The following is a 21,188-nucleotide window of genomic DNA, read 5'->3' on the forward strand; positions in this document are numbered from 1 at the left end:
CGTGGGGGAGATGCTCGTCCTCACGCTGCCGGACGGCAAGACCCGCGAGGTCGCGCCGGGGACGCTGGGCCGCGAGGTCGTCGCGAGCATCGGGCCCGGCCTGCTGAAGGCGGCGATCGCCATCGCCATCGACGGCGAGGTGCAGGACCTGATGACGCCCATCCGCAAGGGCGGTGCGTTCGTCGTCATCACCGAGAAGGATCCGCGCGCCCTCGACGTGCTGCGGCACTCCGGCGCGCACATCCTCGCGACCGCGGTGCGTCGTCTGCGCCCCGAGGCCAAGATCGGCTTCGGTCCCGCCATCGACGACGGCTTCTACTACGACTTCGAGGTCGCGAAGCCGTTCACGCCCGACGACCTCGCGGCCTTCGAGGCCGAGATGCACAAGGTGATCGCCGAGAAGTACGCCTTCGTGCGCGCCGAGGTGACGCAGGACGAGGCCCGGAAGGTCTTCGCGGACGATCCCCTCAAGCTCGAGCGCCTCGACGACTTCACCGACCCCTCGGAAGTCATCTCGACGTACACGGACGGGCCGTTCACGGACCTGTGCCGCGGTCCGCACGTCCCGGACACCTCGTACCTCAAGCACTTCAAGCTGCTGAGCGCGGCCGGTGCCTATTGGCGCGGCGACGAGAAGCGGCAGATGCTCCAGCGCATCTACGCGACGGCGTTCTTCAAGAAGGACGAGCTCGAGAAGCACCTGCACAACCTCGAGGAGGCCAAGAAACGCGACCACCGCGTCCTCGGCCGCCAGCTCGACCTCTTCCAGTTCTTCCCGCAGGCGCCGGGCGCCGCGTTCTGGACGCCCAAGGGCACGACGCTCTACAACACGCTCGAGGCCTTTGTGCGGGAGCGCCAGCGCGAGGACTTCCTCGAGGTCAAGACGCCGCTGCTCTACACCAAGAAGCTCTGGGAGCAGTCGGGGCACTGGGGCAAGTACCGCGAGAACATGTTCCTCGTGCACGACAAGGAAGCCGCCGAGGCGGGTGCGACGCCCGACGAAGCGCTGTCGATGTCGCTGAAGCCGATGAACTGCCCGTCGCACCACCTGTACTTCGGCGCGAGCAAGCATTCGTACCGCGAGCTCCCCAAGCGCTACGTGACCTTCGACGTGCTGCACCGCAACGAGCTGTCGGGCGCGCTCTCGGGCCTCACCCGCGTGCGGCAGTTCTCGCAGGACGACTGCCACGTGTACCTGCGCGAGGACCAGATCGCGAGCGAGGTGCAGTTCCTGCTCGACTTCATCCTCGGGCACTACGAGACCTTCGGGCTCACGGCCACGCTCAAGTTCGCGACGCGGCCGGAGCAGCGCATCGGATCGGACGACCTGTGGGACCGCGCCGAGGCGGGCTTGAAGGCCGCGCTGGAGAACTCCGGGCGTCCGTATGAGCTCAAGGAAGGCGACGGTGCCTTCTATGGCCCCAAGATCGACTTCGACGTCACGGATTCGATTGGCCGCGCCTGGCAGTTGGGCACCATCCAGCTCGACTACAACGCGCCGGAGCGGTTCGACCTGTCGTACACGGGCGAGGACAATGCGGCCCACCGACCGGTGGTCATCCACCGCGCGGTCTGCGGCAGCTTCGAGCGCTTCATCGCCATTCTCATCGAGCACTTCGCCGGTGCCTTCCCGGTGTGGCTCGCGCCCGAGCAGGTGCGCGTGCTGCCGATCTCCGACGAGGTCGCGGGGTATGCAGAAGAGGTGACGGCGAAACTCAAGGCCGCCGGCATCCGTGCTGTCTGCGACACCCGCAGCGACACGCTCAACTATCGGATCCGGGACGGCGAGCTCATGAAGGTTCCGTACATGGCGGTCTGCGGCAAGCGCGAGGCGGAGGCGGGGCAGGTGGCCATCCGCGTGCGCGGCGCCGGCAAGAAGCAGGAGATCGTCAGCGTCGCCGACTTCCAGGCGCGACTGCTCGACGAGATCCGCACGCGCGCGCTCACGCCGTCGAGCGCGGGCGAGGCCTGATGCGCGCACTCGCGCTGGCCCTGCTGGTCGCGACGGCCTCGTCGCTCGAGGCCCAGCGTGCGCGCCCGCCGCTGAATGCGGGGCGCGTGGCCGGCGAGTTGGCCGTCGGAACGTACGCCGGCATCGGCGGCTTCCTCGTCGGCCGCTTTGTCGGTGAACGGATGGCCGACATCCTCGGCGCCGAACGCGACGCGACGATGCGCGCCGTGGGGCTCACGAGCGGGGTCGCGGTCGCGGGACTGGCGACCGCCGGGTCCGTGTACGGCATCGGCAACATCGGGGACCAGACCGGCGACTTCAGCGCCACCTATCTCGGCACCGGCGTCGGGTTTGCCGCTGGTTGGGCCTTGTCCAGGGCGCTGCTCGGACCGTCCGAGCGTCCGCGCGAGGGCATGAGCACGGCGGCGCGCTGGGCGACCGCCAACGTGATCGCGTTGCTGCCGAGCATCGGCGCGACGGTGGGCTTCAACTCCTCACGGCGCTACAAGTAGTCGCTGCATGGGGCCCCATCCCGGTTAGATTTCCGGGATGACTTCTCCTGACCGCACCCCCGTCATCGTCGGCGCCGCGCGTACGCCGATCGGCCGCTTCCTGGGCGGCCTCGCGCCCCTCACCGCGCCGGAACTCGGGGCCCTCGCCATTCGCGAAGCCGTGAAGCGCGCCGGCATCGACGCCTCGCGAATCGGCGAGGTCATCATGGGCAACGTGCTGCAGGGCGGGGTGGGGCAAGCCCCCGCGCGGCAGGCCATGATCAAGGCGGGGATTCCCGGCACGGTGCCGGCGGTGACGATCAACAAGGTCTGCGGCTCCGGCCTGCAGGCGGTGATGCAGGCGGCGCAGGCCATCCGCGCCGGCGACGAGCAGCTCTTGGTCGCGGGCGGCATGGAATCGATGAGCAACGCGCCGCACCTCGTGCGCGGCATGCGCAACGGCGTGAAGTTCGGCGCCCAGACCATGCAGGACCTGCTCATCACCGACGGGCTCTGGTGCTCGTTCTACGATCGCCACATGGGCGGCCACGCCGAGTACACGGCGAAGAAGGCCGGCATCACGCGGGCGCGGCAGGACCAGTTCGCGCTGGAGTCGCACCAGAAGGCCGTGGCGGCCATCGAGGCGGGCCGGTTCAAGGCGGAGATCGTGCCGGTGGAGATCGCCGGCAAGAAGCCGGTGGTGATTGATACGGACGAGTCGCCGCGCAAGGACACCTCGCTCGACGCGCTGGCTAAGCTGAAGCCGGCGTTCCCGAAGGACGCGCCGAAGGACATGAAGCCGGAGGAGCTCACCGTCACGGCCGGCAACGCGCCGGGCCTGAACGACGGCGCGGCCGCGGTGGTGGTGGCCAGCGAGGCGTACGCGAAGGCACACGGGCTGCCGATCCTCGCGCGCATCACGGGCTACGCGTCGGGCGGCGGCGATCCGCAGGATCTGTTCTTCGCGCCGATTGTCGCGGTGCAGAACCTGATGGCGAAGACGGGCGCGAAGATCTCCGACTACGACCTCATCGAGGCGAACGAGGCCTTTGCGTCGCAGTCGCTGGCGGACGGCGATGGGCTCGGCTGGGACTGGAACCGCGTGAACGTCAACGGCGGTGCGATTGCGCTGGGCCATCCGATCGGCGCGAGCGGCGCGCGGGTGCTCGTGACGCTGCTGCATGCGCTCGAGGCGCAGGGCAAGCGGACGGGCATGGCGACGCTGTGCTTGGGCGGCGGCAACGCCGTCGCGCTCTCGGTGGAGAAGGTCTGAGATGGCGACGGCTGCGGAGAAGTTCGCCGTCATCGGCGCGGGCCAGATGGGCAACGGCATCGCCCACGTCTGCGCGACCAGCGGCTTTGACGTGGTGCTGATCGATGTCTCGGCCGACGCGCTCGCGAAGGGCAAGGCGACGATCGAGAAGAACTTGGACCGCCAAGTGAAGAAGGGCGCGCTCGACGCCGAGGCGGCCAGGGCGGCGATGGCGCGGATCCAGACCAGCACGTCGCTCGACGCGGTGAAGGACGCGACGATCTGCGTCGAAGCGGCCACCGAGCGGAAGGACCTCAAGTTCCAGATCTTCCGCGACCTGGATCACCTCGCGCCCGCCGCTGCGATCCTCGCGACGAACACCAGCTCGATCTCCATCACGGAGATCGCCGCGGTGACGAAGCGCCCGGAGCTGGTCATCGGCATGCACTTCATGAACCCGGTGCCGGTGATGCAACTCGTCGAGGTGATTCGCGGTCTCGCGACCTCCGACGCGACCAACACGAAGACCATCGAGCTCTCGAAGGCGTTGGGCAAGATTCCCGTCGAGGCCAACGACTTCCCGGGCTTCATTGCGAACCGCATCCTCATGCCGATGATCAACGAAGCCTGCTACGCCGTGATGGAAGGCGTCGGCACGCCGGAGGCGGTGGATCAGGTGATGAAGCTCGGCATGAACCATCCGATGGGTCCGCTGACGCTCGCCGACTTCATCGGCCTCGACACCTGCGTGGCGATCCTCGAGGTGTTGCACGAGGGCCTCGGCGACCCGAAGTACCGGCCCTGCCCGCTGCTCAAGAAGTACGTCGCGGCCGGCTGGTATGGTCGCAAGAGCGGCCGTGGCTTCTACACCTACGCGAGCTGACGCATGACGACGTGGACCGGAACGCCGCTGAGCTACCAGGGCATCGTGGCGATGACTGAGGAACAGCAGGCGATCGTCGAGACGGCGAAGGCCTTTGCCGCCGAGCACGTGCGGCCTTTCGCCGCGCAGTGGGACCGCGATGCGCACTTCGAACCGTCGCTGGTCGGCAAGCTCGGGGAGCTCGGCTTCCTCGGCATGCTGCTCCCCGAGGAGTTCGGCGGGCTCGGCCTCGACGCGAAGAGCTACCTGCTCGCGCTCGAGGAGATCGCCGCGGCTGACGCGAGCGTGGCGGTGATGATGTCGGTGCACAACTCGCTGCCGACACAGATGTTGAACACGCACGGCACGCCCGAGCAGAAGCGGCGCTTCCTCACGCCGCTGGCCAAGGGCGAGCTGCTGGGCGCGTTTGCGCTGTCCGAGGCCGACGCCGGGTCCGACGCTTCGGCGATCCGCTGCCAGGCCGTGCGCGATGGCAATGACTGGATCGTGAACGGCTCAAAGGCCTGGATCACCAGCGGCACGCATGCCGGCGTCATCATCGCGATGATCCGCACCGATACTCCGGAAGCGCGGCGGAAGTCCAAGGGCATCTCGGCGTTCATCCTGACCCCGGACCTGCCCGGCTTCCACGTGGGCAAGAAGGAAGACAAGATGGGCATGCGGGCGTCGCCGACGGTGACGTTGACCTTCGACAACATGCGCGTGCCCGCCGACCGCATGCTGGGCGCCGAGGGCATGGGCTTCATCTACGCGATGCAGTCGTTGGTGCACGGGAGGCTCGGCATCGCCGCGCAGGCGATCGGCATCGCGCGCGCGGCCTTCGAGGCCGCCGTGGCCTACGCCAACGAGCGCAAGCAGTTCGGCACGCCCATCGCGGAGTTCCAGGGCGTGCAGTTCAAGCTCGCCGACATGGCGACGCGGATCACCGCGGCGCGCGCGATGTTGCACGAGACCGCGACGGCGAAGGACGCGGGGGCGGAGGTCGACGCGCAGGCCTCGATGTGCAAGCTGTTCGCCTCCGAGACGGCGATGTGGGTGACCACGCAGGCCATCCAGATCTTCGGGGGCTATGGATACGTGAAGGAGTATCCGGTGGAGAAGTATTTCCGGGATGCGAAGGTCACGGAGATATATGAGGGGACGTCGGAAGTGCAGCGGATCGTGATTGGCAGGGCGGTGTCAGCGGGGGCGTGAACGACGCAACAGCAGATGTGAGATGTAAGATGTGAGATGTAAGTGGGTGACCGACTCTCAGCTCTTATCTCGCCTTTGCCGTTTGCAGTGGCAGCAGTCTTACATCTCATATCTCACATCTTACATCTGCATTTATGAAGATTTTCGATACGATCGCGAAGCTCGGCCATGAGCAACTGGTGCTGTGCGCCGAAGAATCCGCCGGCTACCGCGGCATCATCGCCATCCACGACACCACCCTCGGCCCCGCGCTCGGCGGCACGCGCTTCTGGAACTACGCGTCCGACGAGGAGGCGATCATCGACGCGTTGCGCCTCGCGCGCGGCATGACCTACAAGAACGCGGTCGCCGGCCTCAACCTCGGCGGCGGCAAGTCGGTCATCATCGGCGACAACCGCACGACGAACCGCGAGATGATCTTCCGCGCCCACGGGCGCTTCGTGGAGTCGCTCGGCGGCCGCTACGTGACGGCCGAGGACGTGGGCACGAGCACCAGCGACATGGATTTCGTGCACATGGAGACGGAGTATGTCGCCGGCCTCGCCAACAAGTCGGGCGACCCGTCGCCGGTGACGGCGCGCGGCGTGTTCCGGTCCATCGAGGCCTCGGCCAAGCAGCGCTGGGGCTCGTCCTCGCTCGAGGGCAAGACGGTGCTGGTGCAGGGCCTCGGCAACGTCGGCACGTACCTGTGCCGTGAGCTGCATGCGGTGGGCGCGAAGCTCATCGTGACGGATATCCGTCCGGAGCGCGTGAAGAAGATCGTCGAGGAGTTCGGCGCCAAGGCCGTGGAGGGCGATGCCATCTACGCCGAGAAGGCCGACATCTTCGCGCCCTGCGCGCTCGGCGCGATCATCAACGATGAGACGGTGCCGAAGCTCAAGGTCGAGATCGTCTGCGGCGGCGCGAACAACCAGCTGCTCGAGCCGGAGAAGCACGGCGAGGCGCTGGAGAAGCGCGGCATCTTCTACACGCCGGACTTCGTGGCGAACGCCGGTGGCGTGATCAACGTGTACGGCGAAGTGGCCGGTTGGTCGCGCGAGCGCGCGCTGCGCAAGGCCGACGAGATCTACGACACGGTGCTCGGCGTCTACAAGATCGCCAAGGACCACGGCATGCTGACGTATCTCGCGGCGGACAAGCTCGCCGAGCAGCGCATCGCGGCCGTGCACGGCATGATGCGCACCTGGCCGCAGTGGCCGCGGAAGAGCTGAGGCATGGCTGAGCGCATCCCGATCGCCTCGGACCACGCAGGGTACGAGCTCAAGCAGCACCTGAGCCGTGCGTTGCGGGAGCTCGGGTATGAGGTGGAGGACCTCGGCACGAACTCGCCGGCCTCCACGGATTACCCGGACTACGCGCACCCGCTCGCCGAGAAGGTGGAGAGCGGCGAAGTGAAGCGCGGCGTGCTGCTCTGCGGCACGGGGCTCGGGATGAGCTACGCGGCGAACCGCCACCCCGGCGTGCGCGCCGCGGTGGCCTGGGCGCCGGAGATCGCCGCGCTCGCGCGGCAGCACAACGATGCGAATGTCCTCGTCCTGCCCGCGCGCTTCGTGAGCGAGGAGGATGGGGTGCAGATCCTGAAGACTTGGTTGGAGACGCCGTTCGAGGGCGGACGCCACCAGAAGCGCGTGGACAAGATCGAGGCCTCGGGCCACGAACACTCGGGGGACAAGTGAAGCCGGGCTGGAATACCTGGGACCGTCGCCTGCCGGGGCAGCAGTTGCTCGGCACCGACCCGGAGATCGCCGCGCTCATCGCCGAGGAGACCAAGCGGCAGAGCAATCACCTGGAGCTGATTGCCAGCGAGAACTTCGTGTCGCCGGCGGTGCTTGAGGCGATGGGGTCTTCGCTGACGAACAAGTACGCCGAAGGCCTGCCGGGCAAGCGGTACTACGGTGGCTGCGAAGTGGTGGACAAGGTGGAGCAGCTGGCGATCGATCGCGCCAAGCAGCTGTTCGGCGCCGACCACGCCAACGTGCAGCCGCACTCCGGTGCGACGGCGAACGCGGCGGTGTATCTCGCGTTCCTCAAGCCCGGCGATACGGTGCTGGGCCTCGACCTCTCGCAGGGCGGGCACCTCACGCACGGCTCGCCGGTGAACTTCTCGGGCCTCAACTACCGCGCCGTGCACTATGGCGTGGATGACAACGGGCTCATCGACTACGCGCGCATGCGCGAGATCGCGCGCAAGGAGAAGCCGAAGCTGATCATCGCCGGCTACTCCGCGTATTCGCGTGTGCTGGATTACCAGCAGTTCGCCGATGCCGCGAAGGAAGTGGGCGCGATCTTCATGGTGGACATGGCCCACTTCGCCGGCCTCGCGGCGGCGGGGGTGTATCCGAACCCCGTACCATTCGCCGACGTCGTCACGACCACGACGCACAAGACGCTGCGCGGGCCGCGTGGCGGCCTCATCCTCTGCAAGGCCGAGCACGCGAAGGCCGTCGACAAGGCGATGTTCCCCGGCACGCAGGGCGGACCGCTGGAGCATGTGATTGCGGCGAAGGCCGTCGCTTTCCTCGAGGCGCTGCGTCCGGAGTTCAAGGATTACTGCGTGCAGGTGGTCAAGAACGCGCAGGCAATGGCGGCGCAGCTGGTGCTGCATGGCGTGCACGTAGTGTCGGGCGGCACGGACAATCATCTGATGCTGTGCGACCTGCGCACGAAGGGCGCGACGCTCACGGGCAAGCTGGCGGAGAACGCGCTCGACAAGGCTGGCATCACGGTGAACAAGAACACCGTGCCGAAGGAGACGCAGTCGCCGTTCGTGACCAGCGGCATCCGCATCGGCACGCCGGCGGTGACGACCCGCGGCATGCGCGAGCCGGAGATGGTGCGCATCGCGGGGTTGATCGACCGCGTGCTCTCGGCGCCGGAAGACGGCGCCGTGCTCGAGGCCGTGAAGCGCGAGGTGCATGCGATGACGGCCGAGTTCCCGCTGTATCTCTGAGTGCCGATGCCCGAACTCGCGTTCCGTGACGGGGTCTTCGACCGGATTCGCCTCCGCGAGTCGCGGTACGACGAGCGCGCGTATCTGTTCGTGCTCGCGGCGCTCGAGCTCGTGCAGCAGAAGCTGCCCGAGCGTCGGCACCTGACGGGGCGCGAGCTGGCGCACGGCTGCCGCGAGTTGGCGTTGATGCGCTACGGCGTGTTGGCGCGCACGGTGCTGGAGCACTGGGGCATGCGGACGACGGCGGACATCGGGGAAGTCGTGTTCGCGCTCGTGGACACCGGCCTGCTGATGAGCCAGCCGCAGGACACCAAGGACGAGTTCGCCGACGTGTTCGACTTCCACGAGGCGTTCGATCGCGCCTATCCGTGGACGACCCCGGCCGACGCCTGAGCCGAGCCGCGTGAGCACCGCCGTGATGCCGGTACGCGTGACGACGGCTGCGCAGGCGGCGGCACGCGATGCGGCGGCCATCGCCGCCGGAACGCCGAGCTACTCCCTGATGCACCGCGCGGGCACGAGCGCCGCGCACGCGATTCTCGCGCACGTCGCCGAGGTCCGTAGCGCCGGTGCCGTGGTCTTCTGCGGGGGCGGCAACAACGGTGGGGACGGGTGGGTGGTCGCCGGGGAACTCGCGCGCGCGGGCTGTCCGGTGAGCGTGGTCGAGGTGGCGGCGCCGTCGACGGACGACGCGACGCGCGCCAAGGCCGAGGCGCTCCCGGCCCTGGCGGGGCATGCCGAGCCGCGGCACCCGGCGGTGGTCGTCGACGCGTTGCTCGGCACGGGTGCGACCGGCGCGCTCCGCGACGCACTGCTGCCGCACGTCGACGCGATCGCGGCGACGCGCGCGGCGGGTGCGACCGTGGTCGCGCTGGATCTGCCGAGTGGTATCGACGCGACGACCGGTGCGGGTGGACGCTGCGTGCGCGCCGACATCACGCTGGCCTTCGGCACCCTCAAGCGCGGCCATCTGCTCCGGCGCGACGAGTGCGGCGCGATTGTCTGCCTCGACATCGGCCTCGGACCGCACGCCGCCCTTGATGATGGGGCGCCGACGCTCGTGGATGCCGCGTACGTGCGCGACGCAGTGCCGCCCATTCCCGCCGATGCGCACAAGGGTGTGCGACGCCGACTCGGCATCGTCGGCGGCGGCGAGGGCATGGCGGGCGCGCCGATGCTCGCCGCCCGCGGTGCGATGCGCTCGGGCGTCGGCATGGTGCAGCTCTTGGTGGCGCCCAGCAACGTGCCCGTCGTGCAGGCCGCGCTCCCCGAGACGATGGCGGGGCGCTGGCCGGTCACCGCCGAGGACCAGGATCGCGTCCTGCACTGGACGCATTGCCTGCTGCTCGGCCCTGGACTCGGCCGGACGGCGATGACGCGCGCGCTGGTCGAACGCCTGCTCGTGGAGTGGAAGGGCCCTGTGGTGCTCGACGCGGATGCACTCAACGTGTTCGAGGGCGAGCCGCGCATGCTCGGGAGCTTGCTGGGGGCGCGGCCGGCGATCGTCACGCCGCACCCGGTCGAGGCGGCGCGCCTGTTGCGGCGCGACGGTGCGAGCGTGAGCGCGGAGCGGTTCGCCGTCGGCGCCGAACTCGCGAAGCAGCTCGGGGCGACGGTCATCCTCAAGGGTGTGCCGACGGTGATCAGCGCGCCCGATGGTCGCGTTGCGGTGAGCGCGAGCGGCAGCCCGGCGCTGGGTACCGCGGGCAGTGGCGATGTGCTCGCGGGCATCGTCGCAACGTTGCTGGCGCAAACGGGCGATCCGTTCGCCTCCGCGTGCTCCGCCGCGTGGGTGCATGGGCGTGCCGGCGAGATTGCCGTGTCGGAAGGCTCGGTGCGCGGCACCTCGCTGGAGGACATCGTCGAGGCGCTGCGGCGTGCGTGGCGGCTGGACGAGCCCGCGCATCACGCGGCCGTGCTCACGACCTTGCCGGCCGTCGGCTCGGTGCGATGAACGACCATCTCGCGATGGGTCCGGGCCGCGAGTTCGATGCGGTGCGCGCGCTGCTCGCGCAGTGGGGCCCCGCGGCGCGCGGGGTCGGCGACGATGCCGCCGTGCTCGATGTGCCCGTCGGCGAGAAGCTGGTCGTCAGCACGGACTCGACGGTGGAGGAGGTGCATTTTCGCCGTGCCTGGCTCAGTGCCGAGGAGATCGGTTGGCGCGCGACGCAGGCCGCGCTGAGCGATCTCGCGGCGATGGGGGCGGCGCCGCTCGGCGTGCTGCTCGCGTTGACGGTGCCGCGGGATTGGCGTGCGGCGCTCCCCGAACTGGCGGCAGGCATCGGCGCGGCGACGGGCGCCGCGGGCGCGCCCATCGTCGGCGGCGACGTGACGGACGGCGACCGACTCGCGCTGGCCATCACGGTGCTCGGGCATGCGCGACGCCCGCTCTCACGGGCGGGAGCGCGACCGGGCGATGTGCTGTATGTGACCGGTGTGCTCGGTGGCCCGGGGGCTGCGCTCGACGCGTGGATGGCGGGCCGTGAGCCGGGAGATGTCGCGCGCGCGCGATTCGCGCGACCGGAGGCGCGTATCGCGGCCGGTCAGTGGCTCGCTGCGCACGGTGCGACCGCCGCACTGGATCTCTCGGACGGGCTGGCCGGCGATGTGGCGCACCTCGCCGCGGCGAGCGGCGTGGCCTGTGTGCTGGAGCTCGATGCCGTCCCGTGTCTCGCCGGCGTACGCGTGGACGCGGCGCTGCAGAGTGGGGAGGAGTATGAGTTGCTGGTCGCAGCGCCCGCCATGGACGCCGCGGCCTTCGCGGCCGCGCATGCAGGGCTGCGGCTGACGGCCGTCGGTCGTGTCGAGGCGCTCTCGCCCGTCGGCGCGGCGGGCGCGGTCCGCGCCGAACGCGGCGGCGCGCCGGTCGCGCTGCCGCGCGCCCACGACCACTTCGCGCGATGAGCGCGCCGGGTTCTCCCGCATGATCCGCGCCTTCGTCGTCCTCATCGGGACCGTGCTGGCCACGCTGGTCTTCGGTGGTTGGGTGCTGCTGTCGGCCCTGTTCCGGGTGCGTGATCGCGTGGGCTCGCCTTACGACCTGGCGCCGCGGCTGTGGGCGCGCTGCATCCTCTGGATGAGCGGCGTGCAGCTGGTGCAGCACGGCACGGAGCACAAGACGGGCGAGCGGCACATCTTCGTCGTCAACCACGTCGCCAACTACGACGTGCTCGCCGTCGCCGCCACGCTGCGCTGGATCAAGTTCGTGGCGAAGGTGGAGCTGTTCAAGATTCCGCTCTTCGGCAAGGCGATGCTCGCGGCCGGCATGATCCCCATCGAGCGCGCGAACCGGAAGGCGGCGTTCGGCTCCTACTCGCTGGCCACGAAGCGCATCCAGGCCGGTGCCTCCGTGGCCGTGTATCCCGAGGGCACGCGCGGCAACGCGTATCCGCTGCGGCCGTTCAAGAAGGGGCCGTTCGTGCTGGCGATCCAGTCGCAGGCCCCGATCGTCCCCGTGGTCGTGTACGGGCAGCTCGCGGTGAACCCGAAGGGGAAGTTCCACGTGCGGCCGGGGACCATCCATGTGCACTTCCTGCCGCCGATCGACACCACCGGCATGACCTACGACGACCGCGATCGCCTCGCGGACCAGACCCATGCCGCGATGGCGGCGTGTCTGCGGCAGGAGTACCAGGTTCACTAGATTACCCGTGGCCGCATGGCGGACCACGGTCCCGCCGCCGTAGCCCCGACCTCACGTCTCCACACTCCCGACATATGTCTACGATCATCGCCGTCCAGGCCCGCGAAATCCTCGACTCGCGCGGCAATCCCACCGTCGAAGCCGAGGTCGTCCTCGAGGACGGTACCTACGGCCGTGCGGCGGCGCCGAGTGGCGCGTCGACGGGCGAGCACGAGGCCAACGAGCTCCGGGACGGCGACGCCAAGCGCTACCTGGGCAAGGGCGTGCGCAAGGCCGTGCAGAACGTCGGCAAGTTCATCGAGCCCGAACTGATCGGCATGGACGTCGTCGACCAGATGGGCATCGACCGCGCGATGCTCGCGCTCGACGGCACGAAGAACAAGGCGAAGCTCGGGGCCAACGCGATGCTCGCGGTCTCGATGGCGGCGGCGCGTGCGGCGGCGGCGAGCGTGGACCTGCCGTTGCATCGCTACCTCGGCGGGCCGCTGGCCCGCACGATGCCGGTGCCGCTCATGAACATCCTGAACGGCGGGGCGCACGCCACCAACACGGTGGACTTCCAGGAGTACATGATCGTGCCGGTCGGCGCGACCTCGTTCAGCGAGGCGCTGCGCATGGGCACGGAGGTGTTCCACTCGCTCAAGAAGGTGCTGGTGAAGCGGAAGCTCTCGACGGGGGTGGGCGACGAGGGTGGATTCGCGCCGGACCTGAAGAGCGACGAAGCCGCGCTTGACGTGGTGATGGAAGCCATCGAGGCCGCCGGCTACCAGCCGGGCACGCAGATCGCGCTGGCGCTGGACTGCGCGGCGAGCGAGCTCTACACCAAGGGCAAGTACACGTTCAAGAAGAGCGGCGCCGGCACGAAGACCGCCGACGAGATGGTCGAGCTCTACGCCAAGTGGCTGCGGAAGTATCCGATCGTCTCGATCGAGGATGGCCTGGCCGAAGGCGATTGGGAGGGCTGGGGTCGCCTCACCGAGGCGCTCGGCGACCGCGTGCAGCTGGTCGGTGACGACCTGTTCGTCACGAACGTCGAGTTCCTGGCGCGCGGCATCGAGGAGGACGTGGCGAACGCGATTCTCGTCAAGGTCAACCAGATCGGGACGCTGACCGAGACGCTGGAGACCATCGAGATGGCCGACCGCAATGGCTACCGCTCGATCATCTCGCACCGCTCGGGCGAGACGGAGGACACCTTCATCGCCGACCTGGCGGTGGCGACGAATGCCGGTCAGATCAAGACGGGTTCGGCGAGCCGGACGGATCGCGTGGCGAAGTACAACCAGCTGCTGCGCATCGAGCAGGAGCTCGGGCTGCACGCCGAGTATCCCGGCGGCGGGATCTACGGGATCGAGTAAGCGGACGCGACGCGCCCATGGCCGCTCGCAAACGCGCCAGTACCGCAGCCGGTGGTTCGCCCGCGCCGCGCACGCCCGGATGGATCGCCATCCGCGTCGGGCTCGGCGCGTTGGCGCTCGGGGTCATCAGCTTCGCGGTGCAGGGCGGGGAGTACGGCACGCTGGACCTGCTGGACCAGAAGCAGCGCCTCGCCAGCGCGCGGGCCGAGGTGGATTCGTTGCAGCGGCGTGTGGATTCGCTGCGCGCGTACAAGCGACTCGTCGAGACGGACCCGGCGACCCAGGAGCGAATCGCGCGCGAGGAGTTCGGCATGGTGAAGCCGGGCGAGGTGCTCTACCGGTTCGCCGAGCCGCAGTAGCGGTCGGTAGGGCGTTCAGAATGGGACGCACCTTGAAATCCGGCCCGTTGCCGACTACTCTTCCTTCACTACCGCGGGGTGGAGCAGCCTGGTAGCTCGTCGGGCTCATAACCCGAAGGTCGCGGGTTCAAATCCCGCCCCCGCTATGGCAGGATCCGAGGCACCCTCCCTGGAGGGTGCCTCGCTGTTTCTGGCTCTTGGAACGAGGGGTCGGAGGCTGTTATCTTGCAAAGCTTCGGAACATGGCTGGGTAGCTCAGCTGGTTAGAGCACGGCACTCATAATGCCGGGGTCGCGGGTTCGAGTCCCGCCCCAGCTATCACAGAGTCCCCCGGTGGCCGTATCGGCTGCCGGGGGACTCTGCTTCTCGCCGTGAACCCGGATTCCTCTGCGACGTTCACGGCGATGTCAGCGGCGCGTTGCGCTTACCTTTCCGGGGTTGTCCTCCGTACGCCCCGTACTCCTGTCCGTGACCGACCCGAGCAACCACGCCACTGCCCGCCGCTTCTGGCGAGACCCCGTCGGCGTCCTCCTGGGACGCCTCGGCCTCGCCGTCGCCGTGTACACCGCGATCCGCCTCACGTTCTTCCTCGACCACCGCGGCGTCTTCGCGCAGGCGTCGGCGGGGGATGTCGCCGGGGCCTTCCTGCACGGCCTGCGCTTCGATCTCTCGGCGATTGCGTACACGAACATCCCGTTCATCCTGCTGTCGCTGGCGCCCGCCGCGTGGCTCGCGCGGCGCTGGTACCAGTGGATGCTGCGCGGCTTGTTCGTGGTGGCGAACGGTGCGGCGACGATCGTCATGGTGGGCGACGTGGGCTACTATCCGTTCACCGGCACGCGCGTCACGATGGATGTCTTCGCACTGACCGGGGAAGCGACGGCGCAGGCGGACCAGTTGTTCGTGAACTTCGCAGGACTCACGCTGATCGGCGTGGGATTGCTCGCGGCCCTGCTGGTGTTCTATCCGCGCCCGGCGGTTGAGGCACCGGCACCCGTGCCGCGCTGGCGACGCATCGCCACGTCGTTCGCGGTGATCTTCGCTACGGTGGTTGCCGCGCGCGGTGGATTCCAGAAGAAGCCGCTGAACCCGATTCATGCCTTCGAAGGCGGCAGCCACGAGATCGGCGTGCTCACGCTCAACTCGGCGTTCACGCTGCTGCAATCTCCCCGCGACCGCGCGCTCGAGCCCGTGGCGTACTTCGAGAGCGCCGCAGCGGTGGACTCGCTGCTCCCGCTGGCCTACGGCCTGACCGACGCCGCTGCAGCGCCGCGGAAGCAGAACATCGTGCTGCTGATCCTCGAGAGCTACGCCACGGAGTTCTGGGGCGGCAGCGACCGCGAGCATCCGGAGCTGACGCCGTTCCTCGACTCCCTCAAGCAGCACGGGACGTTCTACACCGAGAGCTTCGCCAACGGGCGGCGCTCGATGGACGCGTTGCCAAGCATCTTGTTGGGGATGCCGCTGTACCGCGGGCAGAGCATCGCGGTGAGTCGCTACCAGAGCAATCAGTGGGTCGGGCTCGGCCATTTCCTCGGGGAGGCGGGCTACCACACGGCCTTCTTCCACGGGGCGGTGAAGGGCACGATGTACTTCGACGCGATCGCCGCGCTGTCGGGCATCGAGGATTTCTATCCGCTCGAGCGTTTCCCCGAGGAGGTGCAGCAGGAGGCCTTCGACGGCCACTGGGGGCTCTTCGACGAGGAAGCGCTGCAGTTCGCGGTCCGGCACGTGGGCACGTTCCGTGAGCCCTGGTTCGCGACGATGTTCACGATCAGCACGCACCACCCGTACCGCCTGCCGCCCAAGTACGCGGACTCGCTGCCGAAGGGGTCGCGGGAGATCCACGCCAGCGTGGCGTACACCGACTTGGCGGTGCGCCGCTTCTTCGAGGTGGCGCGCACGCAGCCGTGGTTCGAGAACACGCTGTTCGTGATCACGGGCGACCACACGCCGCCGTCACGCTCGGCGCGCTACGACACGCCGCTCGGCCGCTACATGGTGCCCACGCTGCTGTACCATCCGGGCGGCACGCTGCCGCCGCTGGACACGGCGCGCGTGGTGCAGCACGTCGATCTCTTCCCGACCATCCTCGACTACGCCGGCGTGCATCCGGAGCGCGTGCCGCGCTTCGGCCACTCGCTGTTCGCGGCGCAGGAGGGCGAGGCGGTGCTGACGACGGACGAGGTGTACTGGCTCGTGAGGCGCGACGGCGTGCTCGAGCGGCGGCCGGATGGAAGTGAGCGGATGCTGGCCTACCGGCGCGAGCGCACGGGCGAGGAGGGCGCCGGCGTTGCGAGCGATCGCCAGGCCGAGGCGTCGCGGCGGCTGCTGGCGTACGTGCAGCACTACACGATGTCGTTGATCAACAACTCGTTCTACCGCGACGGCGTGCGTCGCACCGCGACCGATGACTGACGGCGGCGCATCGATGCGCCGCTGGTTCTGGGGCCTGACGCTCGCCGTGCTGGTCACGCGGGTCGCGGCGATCCTCGTGCTGCGCACGTACCTCGGGGATGCGGGCACATACGAGCACGATGAGATCGCGCGCGGGCTCGTCGAGGGCCGCGGGTTCACGTTCCGGTTCTTCGCGGACGTTCCGCACCCCTCCGGCCACCAGGCGCCGGCGCTGCCGTTCCTGCTGGCGCTCGGATACTGGACGTTCGGCGCGGGGGCACCCGCGGGCATCGCGATGGCGCAGGTGGTGCTGGCGCTCCTCGTCACCGCGGGCGCGATGGCGCTGGGCCGGATCGCGTGGCAGTGGTGGGGGCTGCGCGGCATGCAGCTGGCGATGGGTGCCTTCCTGCTGTACCCGGCGTTCGCGTACATGCCGACGCGCGTGCAGACGGTGAACTGGACCGTCGCATTCCTGTTGCTGTTGCTGGCTGGATTCGTGGCGATGTCGGAGCGGCGTGGCGGTGCGGGGGTGGCGCTGGGCACCGGTGTCGCCGCCGGACTTGGCGCGCTCGGCGAGCCGACGCTGGCGGCACCGTTCGGGCTGTGCTGGCTCGCGCTGGTGTGGATGCGCCGCGATCGCCTGCCCCTGGCGGTGATGGTTGCCGTGGGCTTCTGGGTGGTGGTCCTGCCGTGGTCGCTGCGGAACCAGCGCGTGCTCGGGCAGTTCGGACCGAAGAGTTCGTTCGCGTATGTCGCGTGGCAGGGCAATCACATCGGCGCCTCCGGTACGGACAAGCGACCGGTGGCGGATTCGACGGCGCGAGCGCTTGCGTGGCGCATCGGGGGCCCCGACCTGGAGGCGCAGCTCGCCGCCGCGCGCGCGCAAGCGGTGACGGTGGATGCCGACATGACCGCGGCGGACAGCGCGGCCGTGCGCGCACTCCCCGATGAGCGGGCGCGGATGCAGTGGTTCAGCCAGCGCCTGCGCGCAGACCTCGCGGCGGATCCGATGGCGTACCTCCGGGTCTCGGCGACGCGGGCGCGGATGCTGCTGTGGTTTGACGAGACGAATCCGCGGGCCTTCGTGGCCGCGTACCGCGTGCCCTACGTGCTGCTGCTCGCCATTGCCCTGGGCGGGCTGTTGCGGTGGCGCCGGTCATGGCGTCCGGGGTATGTGATGTGGTGGGCCGCCGTCGCCGGACTCTCGGCGGTGTACGTGCTCGTGATCATGTCGGCGCGCTTCCGCCTGCCGCTCGAAGCCCTGTTCGTCCTTCCGGCCGCCGGGTTCCTCCTCCAGCTTACAGCATGGCGATCCTCCGCAACCCGCTCCACGACGAACAAGCCAACCTAGCCACCATCTCGCTGGTGGTGCTGGCGGCCGTCGCGATCGTGGCGGCGCTCGCCTTCACGCGGCCGGTGCTGGTGCCGTTGGTCGTGGCGCTGATCGTCTACTATCTCGTCTCGCCGGTCGCCGACTTCCTCGAACTCAAGCTGCGCTTCACGCGCTGGCTCTCGACGCTGGTGGTGATGCTGCTCGTCGGGGCGGTGCTCTCGCTGCTCGGGCTGCTGTTCCTGACCTCGGCGCGCGGATTGCTGGGCTCGGCGGACGTGTACCAGGTGAAGCTGCTCGATGTGGTGACGACGGTGACCGAGTGGCTCGATGCGCGTGGCCTCACGCTGAGCCGCGACGCGATCGTGACGGCGGTCAGCGAGCTGCCGACGCAACGGGCGATGCAGGCGGGGGCCGGGCTGGCCGTGAGCCTGGTGCAGAACGGCACATTGGTGCTGCTCTTCGTGATCTTCCTGCTGCTCGGGCGCACGCGGCAGCTCATCAAGCATCCGGTGTTCCGGCAGATCGACCGCGACATCCGTCGGTATCTCGTCTTGAAGACGCTCATCTCGCTGGCGACCGGCGTGATGTTCTGGGTGATCCTCACGTCCTTCGGCATCGAACTGGCGCTGGTGTTCGGCGTCGTGACCTTCGTGCTGAACTTCATCCCGAGCATCGGGAGCATCGTGGCGACGCTGCTGCCGATCCCCGTGGCGCTGGTCCAGTACGAGACCCTGGGACCGGTCATCGCGCTCGTCGTCTTGATGACGCTCGTGCAGCTCATCATCGGCAACGGCATCGATCCGCTGCTCATGGGCCAGAACCTCAACCTGAGCCCGGTGACGATCCTCGCGGCCCTCGTCTTCTGGGGCCTGATCTGGGGCGTGGTCGGCATGCTGCTCGCGGCGCCGCTCACGGCGATCCTGCGCATCATCCTCGCGCAGTTCGAGACGACGCGCCCGATGAGCGAACTCCTCGCCGGGCGATTGCCGGAAGGGGATGCGGGCATGACGGTCGAGCATCCGACGCCGCCACAGGCCCCGCAAGCGCCGCGCAACGCGGCCTAGCGCGCGGCGCCAGGCGCGATTATTCCTTCGGCACAGCCGCCAGGGGTACTTCGCGTCCGCGAAGTTGAGAAACACTCTTGGAACCTGACCCGGTTTAGACCGGCGTAGGGAGTGCGGCGAGTGTCGTGACCGATTCCCGGCCATGCCACCCGCTCATCGGTGGCGTGGCCGTCGTGTTTCCGCGACGCCCCATGCCCCGGTGAGGCCCAGCACTTCGGCGTTCTCTTTTTCACTCCGAGGACTCCGCTGATGTTCCGTTCCGCCGTTGTTCCCGCTGTCACCTTCCTGCTCGCCGCGCTGCCGCTCGGCGCGCAGCAGACGCCAGGCCGCGATAGCAGCGCGGCACGCGATACGCTCGAGACTTTCGTCGTCCGCGCCGTCCGCGCCGGCGGTGCCGCGGCGACTTCGCAAACGCTGCTCGACCGCAAGACCATCGAACGCAGTTACGTGGGTCAGGACGCGCCGCTCGCGTTGCTTGGCGCCACCGGCATCACCGCGGCGTCGGACGCGGGCACCTTCTCCGGCTACAGCTCGATCCGCCTGCGCGGCGTGGACCAGACGCGGCTCAGCATCTCGGTCGACGGCGTGCCGCTGAACGATCCGGAGGACCAGGTCCTCTACTTCTCGAACGTGCCGGACTTCATGAACTCGATGCACTCGGTGCGCGTGCAGCGCGGCGTGGGGTCGAGTGCGTTCGGCACCGCGGCCTTCGCCGGCTCGCTGGATTTCGAGTCGCTGCCGCTGCTGGCCACGCCGAAGTTCCGGGAGCTGCAGGTGACCGGCGGTTCGTGGGGGACGCGTCGCACGAGCCTCGAGGCCGCGTCGGGGCCGGTCGGTGCGGCAGGGCGCCTGGCGGCGTACGCGCGGCTCTCCGCGCAGGAGACCGACGGATTCCGCGAGCACTCCGGCAACCGCGCCGCGTCGGGCTTCGTCTCGCTCGGCTGGTTCGGCGATCGCGATGCGCTCAAGTTCACGGGCTTCGCCGGCCGCTCGCGCATGCAGCTCGCGTACTACGCGCCCAGCGAAGCCGAGCTGGCGGTGAATCCGCGCGCGAACCCGATGGGCGAGGACGAACGCGACAACTTCCGTCAGGAGATGCTGAGCCTGCAGTACACGCGGGTGCTGCGTCCGGGGCTCACGCTCACCACCACGGGCTACCGCAACAGCGCCGGCGGCTGGTACGACGTGAATGTCGGCGATCCGACGCTCTGGCGCTTCAATCTCGATCACGTGTGGTACGGTGCGCTGTCCACGCTGCAGTGGGCGGGCGAACGCAGCACGCTCACGGCGGGCGCGCACGTCAGCGACTACGCGCGCGATCACTTCCTCAACGTGACGCCCGACTACCGCAGCAGGGTCTACGACAACACGGGCCACAAGCAGGAGCAGAGCGCGTTCGTGAAGGGCAGCATCACGCGCGGGCGCGTGGATTGGCATGCCGACCTGCAGCTGCGTCGCGCAGCCTTCCGCTATGCCGCCAGCGCCGGCACAACGTTCGGCGAGCCCAGTGTGGACTGGCTGTTCGTGAATCCCAAGATCGGCGTCACGTGGCGGCTGCAGCCGTCGGTTGAACTCTTCGCCTCGCTGGGGCAGGCGAGCCGCGAGCCGACGCGCAGCGACATGTTCGCCGGTGCGGACGACCTCGACGATGCCGCGGCCGCCGAACTCCTGCCGCTAACGCGCGTGAAGCCGGAACGCCTCACCGATCTCGAGCTCGGTGCCCGGGCGCGCCGCGGGCGCCTCCAGGCCAGCGTCAACGCCTTCGCGATGCAGTTCCGCAACGAGATCGCCGCCATCGGCCAGGTCGCCGTGACAGGCAGCCAGATCCGGAAGAACGTGCCGCGCTCCTCACGCGTCGGCGTCGAGGCGGAACTGGGCTGGCAGGCGCACGAAACCCTGTTGCTCACGGGCAACGCGACGTGGATGCGGGCGCGCATCGCCGAGTATACGGACGAGGCCTCGGGTACGACGTTCCGTGACGTGCCGCCGGTGCTCACGCCGGCGCTGATCGCCAACGCGCAGGCCGCGTGGACGCCGCGCCGCGACCTAGAGCTCTCGCTCAGTGCCAGGCACGTGGCGGAATCGCAGCTTGCCAACGACGGCAACGCGGCGCTCGTGACCCCGGCGTTCACGCTCGCCGACCTCGGCGCCGCATATACGCTGCGCGGCACCACGCTGCGCCTGCAGGTGCAGAACCTGTTCGATGCCACCGCGTACGCCGCTGGTTACACGGACGGCAGCGTCCGCTACTTCTTCCCGGTCGCGGCGCGGACGGTGATGGCGACGGTGTCCCTGCGCTTCTAGGTTTGCAGC

General features: G+C 69.0%; 18 protein-coding genes, 2 tRNA genes and 1 riboswitch. All 20 genes read left to right on the plus strand.

All coding sequences use genetic code 11. The features are described 5' to 3' along the window. Window position 1: 1 nt before the first annotated feature. The 20 genes from thrS to Strain318_RS05555 all read left to right on the plus strand — a co-directional run bounded on the left by thrS (window position 2) and on the right by Strain318_RS05555 (window position 21,179). Window positions 2–1,972, plus strand: coding sequence for a threonine--tRNA ligase (gene thrS, locus Strain318_RS05460; RefSeq protein WP_437436323.1), 1,971 nt, complete (start codon window positions 2–4; stop codon window positions 1,970–1,972). Next, window positions 1,972–2,463, plus strand: coding sequence for a hypothetical protein (locus tag Strain318_RS05465; protein ID WP_367887509.1), 492 nt, complete (start codon window positions 1,972–1,974; stop codon window positions 2,461–2,463). The genes thrS and Strain318_RS05465 overlap by 1 nt, the downstream gene beginning before the upstream one ends. Before the next feature lie 37 nt (window positions 2,464–2,500). After that, on the plus strand, window positions 2,501–3,715 hold the full coding sequence (locus Strain318_RS05470) for a thiolase family protein (RefSeq protein WP_367887510.1): 1,215 nt from the start codon (window positions 2,501–2,503) through the stop codon (window positions 3,713–3,715). A gap of 1 nt (window position 3,716) precedes the next feature. Next, on the plus strand, window positions 3,717–4,577 hold the full coding sequence (locus Strain318_RS05475) for a 3-hydroxybutyryl-CoA dehydrogenase (protein ID WP_367887511.1): 861 nt from the start codon (window positions 3,717–3,719) through the stop codon (window positions 4,575–4,577). 3 nt (window positions 4,578–4,580) lie between these two features. Next, window positions 4,581–5,771 carry an acyl-CoA dehydrogenase family protein gene (locus Strain318_RS05480; protein ID WP_367887512.1) on the plus strand — a complete coding sequence of 397 codons (1,191 nt, stop codon included), beginning with the start codon at window positions 4,581–4,583 and terminating at the stop codon, window positions 5,769–5,771. Window positions 5,772–5,905: 134 nt separating this feature from the next. After that, on the plus strand, window positions 5,906–6,982 hold the full coding sequence (locus tag Strain318_RS05485; protein WP_367887513.1) for a Glu/Leu/Phe/Val family dehydrogenase: 1,077 nt from the start codon (window positions 5,906–5,908) through the stop codon (window positions 6,980–6,982). 3 nt (window positions 6,983–6,985) lie between these two features. Next, on the plus strand, window positions 6,986–7,447 hold the full coding sequence (rpiB, locus tag Strain318_RS05490; RefSeq protein WP_367887514.1) for a ribose 5-phosphate isomerase B: 462 nt from the start codon (window positions 6,986–6,988) through the stop codon (window positions 7,445–7,447). Window positions 7,448–7,476: 29 nt separating this feature from the next. Continuing rightward, window positions 7,477–8,721 carry a serine hydroxymethyltransferase gene (locus Strain318_RS05495; protein ID WP_367887885.1) on the plus strand — a complete coding sequence of 415 codons (1,245 nt, stop codon included), beginning with the start codon at window positions 7,477–7,479 and terminating at the stop codon, window positions 8,719–8,721. A gap of 6 nt (window positions 8,722–8,727) precedes the next feature. Then, the gene (locus tag Strain318_RS05500) at window positions 8,728–9,114 is read left to right on the plus strand and encodes a Minf_1886 family protein (RefSeq protein WP_367887515.1); all 387 of its coding nucleotides are present in this window, start codon (window positions 8,728–8,730) and stop codon (window positions 9,112–9,114) included. Window positions 9,115–9,124: 10 nt separating this feature from the next. Beyond that, on the plus strand, window positions 9,125–10,675 hold the full coding sequence (locus Strain318_RS05505; protein WP_367887516.1) for an NAD(P)H-hydrate dehydratase: 1,551 nt from the start codon (window positions 9,125–9,127) through the stop codon (window positions 10,673–10,675). Then, entirely contained in the window at window positions 10,672–11,625 is a 954-nt protein-coding gene (gene thiL / locus Strain318_RS05510) for a thiamine-phosphate kinase (protein WP_367887517.1), read from the plus strand. Before Strain318_RS05505 ends, thiL begins: the two co-directional genes overlap by 4 nt. A gap of 19 nt (window positions 11,626–11,644) precedes the next feature. Beyond that, a complete protein-coding gene (locus Strain318_RS05515; protein WP_367887518.1) occupies window positions 11,645–12,364 on the plus strand; it encodes a lysophospholipid acyltransferase family protein in 720 nt (239 codons plus the stop codon). A gap of 74 nt (window positions 12,365–12,438) precedes the next feature. Further along, on the plus strand, window positions 12,439–13,722 hold the full coding sequence (eno, locus tag Strain318_RS05520; RefSeq protein ID WP_367887519.1) for a phosphopyruvate hydratase: 1,284 nt from the start codon (window positions 12,439–12,441) through the stop codon (window positions 13,720–13,722). A gap of 17 nt (window positions 13,723–13,739) precedes the next feature. Further along, complete coding sequence (locus tag Strain318_RS05525) at window positions 13,740–14,081, plus strand: FtsB family cell division protein (protein ID WP_367887520.1); 342 nt, start codon at window positions 13,740–13,742, stop codon at window positions 14,079–14,081. Between the two features lie 72 nt (window positions 14,082–14,153). Beyond that, window positions 14,154–14,227, plus strand: a tRNA-Met gene (locus Strain318_RS05530). A gap of 98 nt (window positions 14,228–14,325) precedes the next feature. Next, window positions 14,326–14,399 (plus strand) — tRNA-Met (locus Strain318_RS05535). A gap of 120 nt (window positions 14,400–14,519) precedes the next feature. Next, the gene (locus Strain318_RS05540; RefSeq protein WP_367887521.1) at window positions 14,520–16,499 is read left to right on the plus strand and encodes an LTA synthase family protein; all 1,980 of its coding nucleotides are present in this window, start codon (window positions 14,520–14,522) and stop codon (window positions 16,497–16,499) included. Then, window positions 16,492–17,829, plus strand: coding sequence for a hypothetical protein (locus Strain318_RS05545; protein WP_367887522.1), 1,338 nt, complete (start codon window positions 16,492–16,494; stop codon window positions 17,827–17,829). The genes Strain318_RS05540 and Strain318_RS05545 overlap by 8 nt, the downstream gene beginning before the upstream one ends. Further along, window positions 17,784–18,875: an AI-2E family transporter gene (locus tag Strain318_RS05550; RefSeq protein ID WP_367887523.1), complete on the plus strand. Its 1,092-nt coding sequence runs from the start codon at window positions 17,784–17,786 to the stop codon at window positions 18,873–18,875. The genes Strain318_RS05545 and Strain318_RS05550 overlap by 46 nt, the downstream gene beginning before the upstream one ends. Window positions 18,876–18,906: 31 nt before the next feature. After that, window positions 18,907–19,004, plus strand: a riboswitch (TPP riboswitch). A gap of 120 nt (window positions 19,005–19,124) precedes the next feature. Beyond that, window positions 19,125–21,179: a TonB-dependent receptor gene (locus Strain318_RS05555; protein ID WP_367887524.1), complete on the plus strand. Its 2,055-nt coding sequence runs from the start codon at window positions 19,125–19,127 to the stop codon at window positions 21,177–21,179. The last annotated feature ends 9 nt before the right edge of the window (window positions 21,180–21,188 follow it).

Origin of the sequence: Pseudogemmatithrix spongiicola (assembly GCF_030623445.1) — a bacterium.
GTDB classification, from domain to species: Bacteria; Gemmatimonadota; Gemmatimonadetes; order Gemmatimonadales; family Gemmatimonadaceae; genus Pseudogemmatithrix; species Pseudogemmatithrix spongiicola.

Coding starts and splice junctions, on each gene's coding strand:
- Strain318_RS05465 (WP_367887509.1), top strand. CDS start 1,972: ATGCGCGCACTCGCGCTGGCCCTGCTGGTCGCGACGGCCTCGTCGCTC.
- Strain318_RS05470 (WP_367887510.1), top strand. CDS start 2,501: ATGACTTCTCCTGACCGCACCCCCGTCATCGTCGGCGCCGCGCGTACG.
- Strain318_RS05475 (WP_367887511.1), top strand. CDS start 3,717: ATGGCGACGGCTGCGGAGAAGTTCGCCGTCATCGGCGCGGGCCAGATG.
- Strain318_RS05480 (WP_367887512.1), top strand. CDS start 4,581: ATGACGACGTGGACCGGAACGCCGCTGAGCTACCAGGGCATCGTGGCG.
- Strain318_RS05485 (WP_367887513.1), top strand. CDS start 5,906: ATGAAGATTTTCGATACGATCGCGAAGCTCGGCCATGAGCAACTGGTG.
- rpiB (WP_367887514.1), top strand. CDS start 6,986: ATGGCTGAGCGCATCCCGATCGCCTCGGACCACGCAGGGTACGAGCTC.
- Strain318_RS05500 (WP_367887515.1), top strand. CDS start 8,728: ATGCCCGAACTCGCGTTCCGTGACGGGGTCTTCGACCGGATTCGCCTC.
- thiL (WP_367887517.1), top strand. CDS start 10,672: ATGAACGACCATCTCGCGATGGGTCCGGGCCGCGAGTTCGATGCGGTG.
- Strain318_RS05515 (WP_367887518.1), top strand. CDS start 11,645: ATGATCCGCGCCTTCGTCGTCCTCATCGGGACCGTGCTGGCCACGCTG.
- eno (WP_367887519.1), top strand. CDS start 12,439: ATGTCTACGATCATCGCCGTCCAGGCCCGCGAAATCCTCGACTCGCGC.
- Strain318_RS05525 (WP_367887520.1), top strand. CDS start 13,740: ATGGCCGCTCGCAAACGCGCCAGTACCGCAGCCGGTGGTTCGCCCGCG.
- Strain318_RS05545 (WP_367887522.1), top strand. CDS start 16,492: ATGACTGACGGCGGCGCATCGATGCGCCGCTGGTTCTGGGGCCTGACG.
- Strain318_RS05550 (WP_367887523.1), top strand. CDS start 17,784: ATGGCGATCCTCCGCAACCCGCTCCACGACGAACAAGCCAACCTAGCC.
- Strain318_RS05555 (WP_367887524.1), top strand. CDS start 19,125: ATGTTCCGTTCCGCCGTTGTTCCCGCTGTCACCTTCCTGCTCGCCGCG.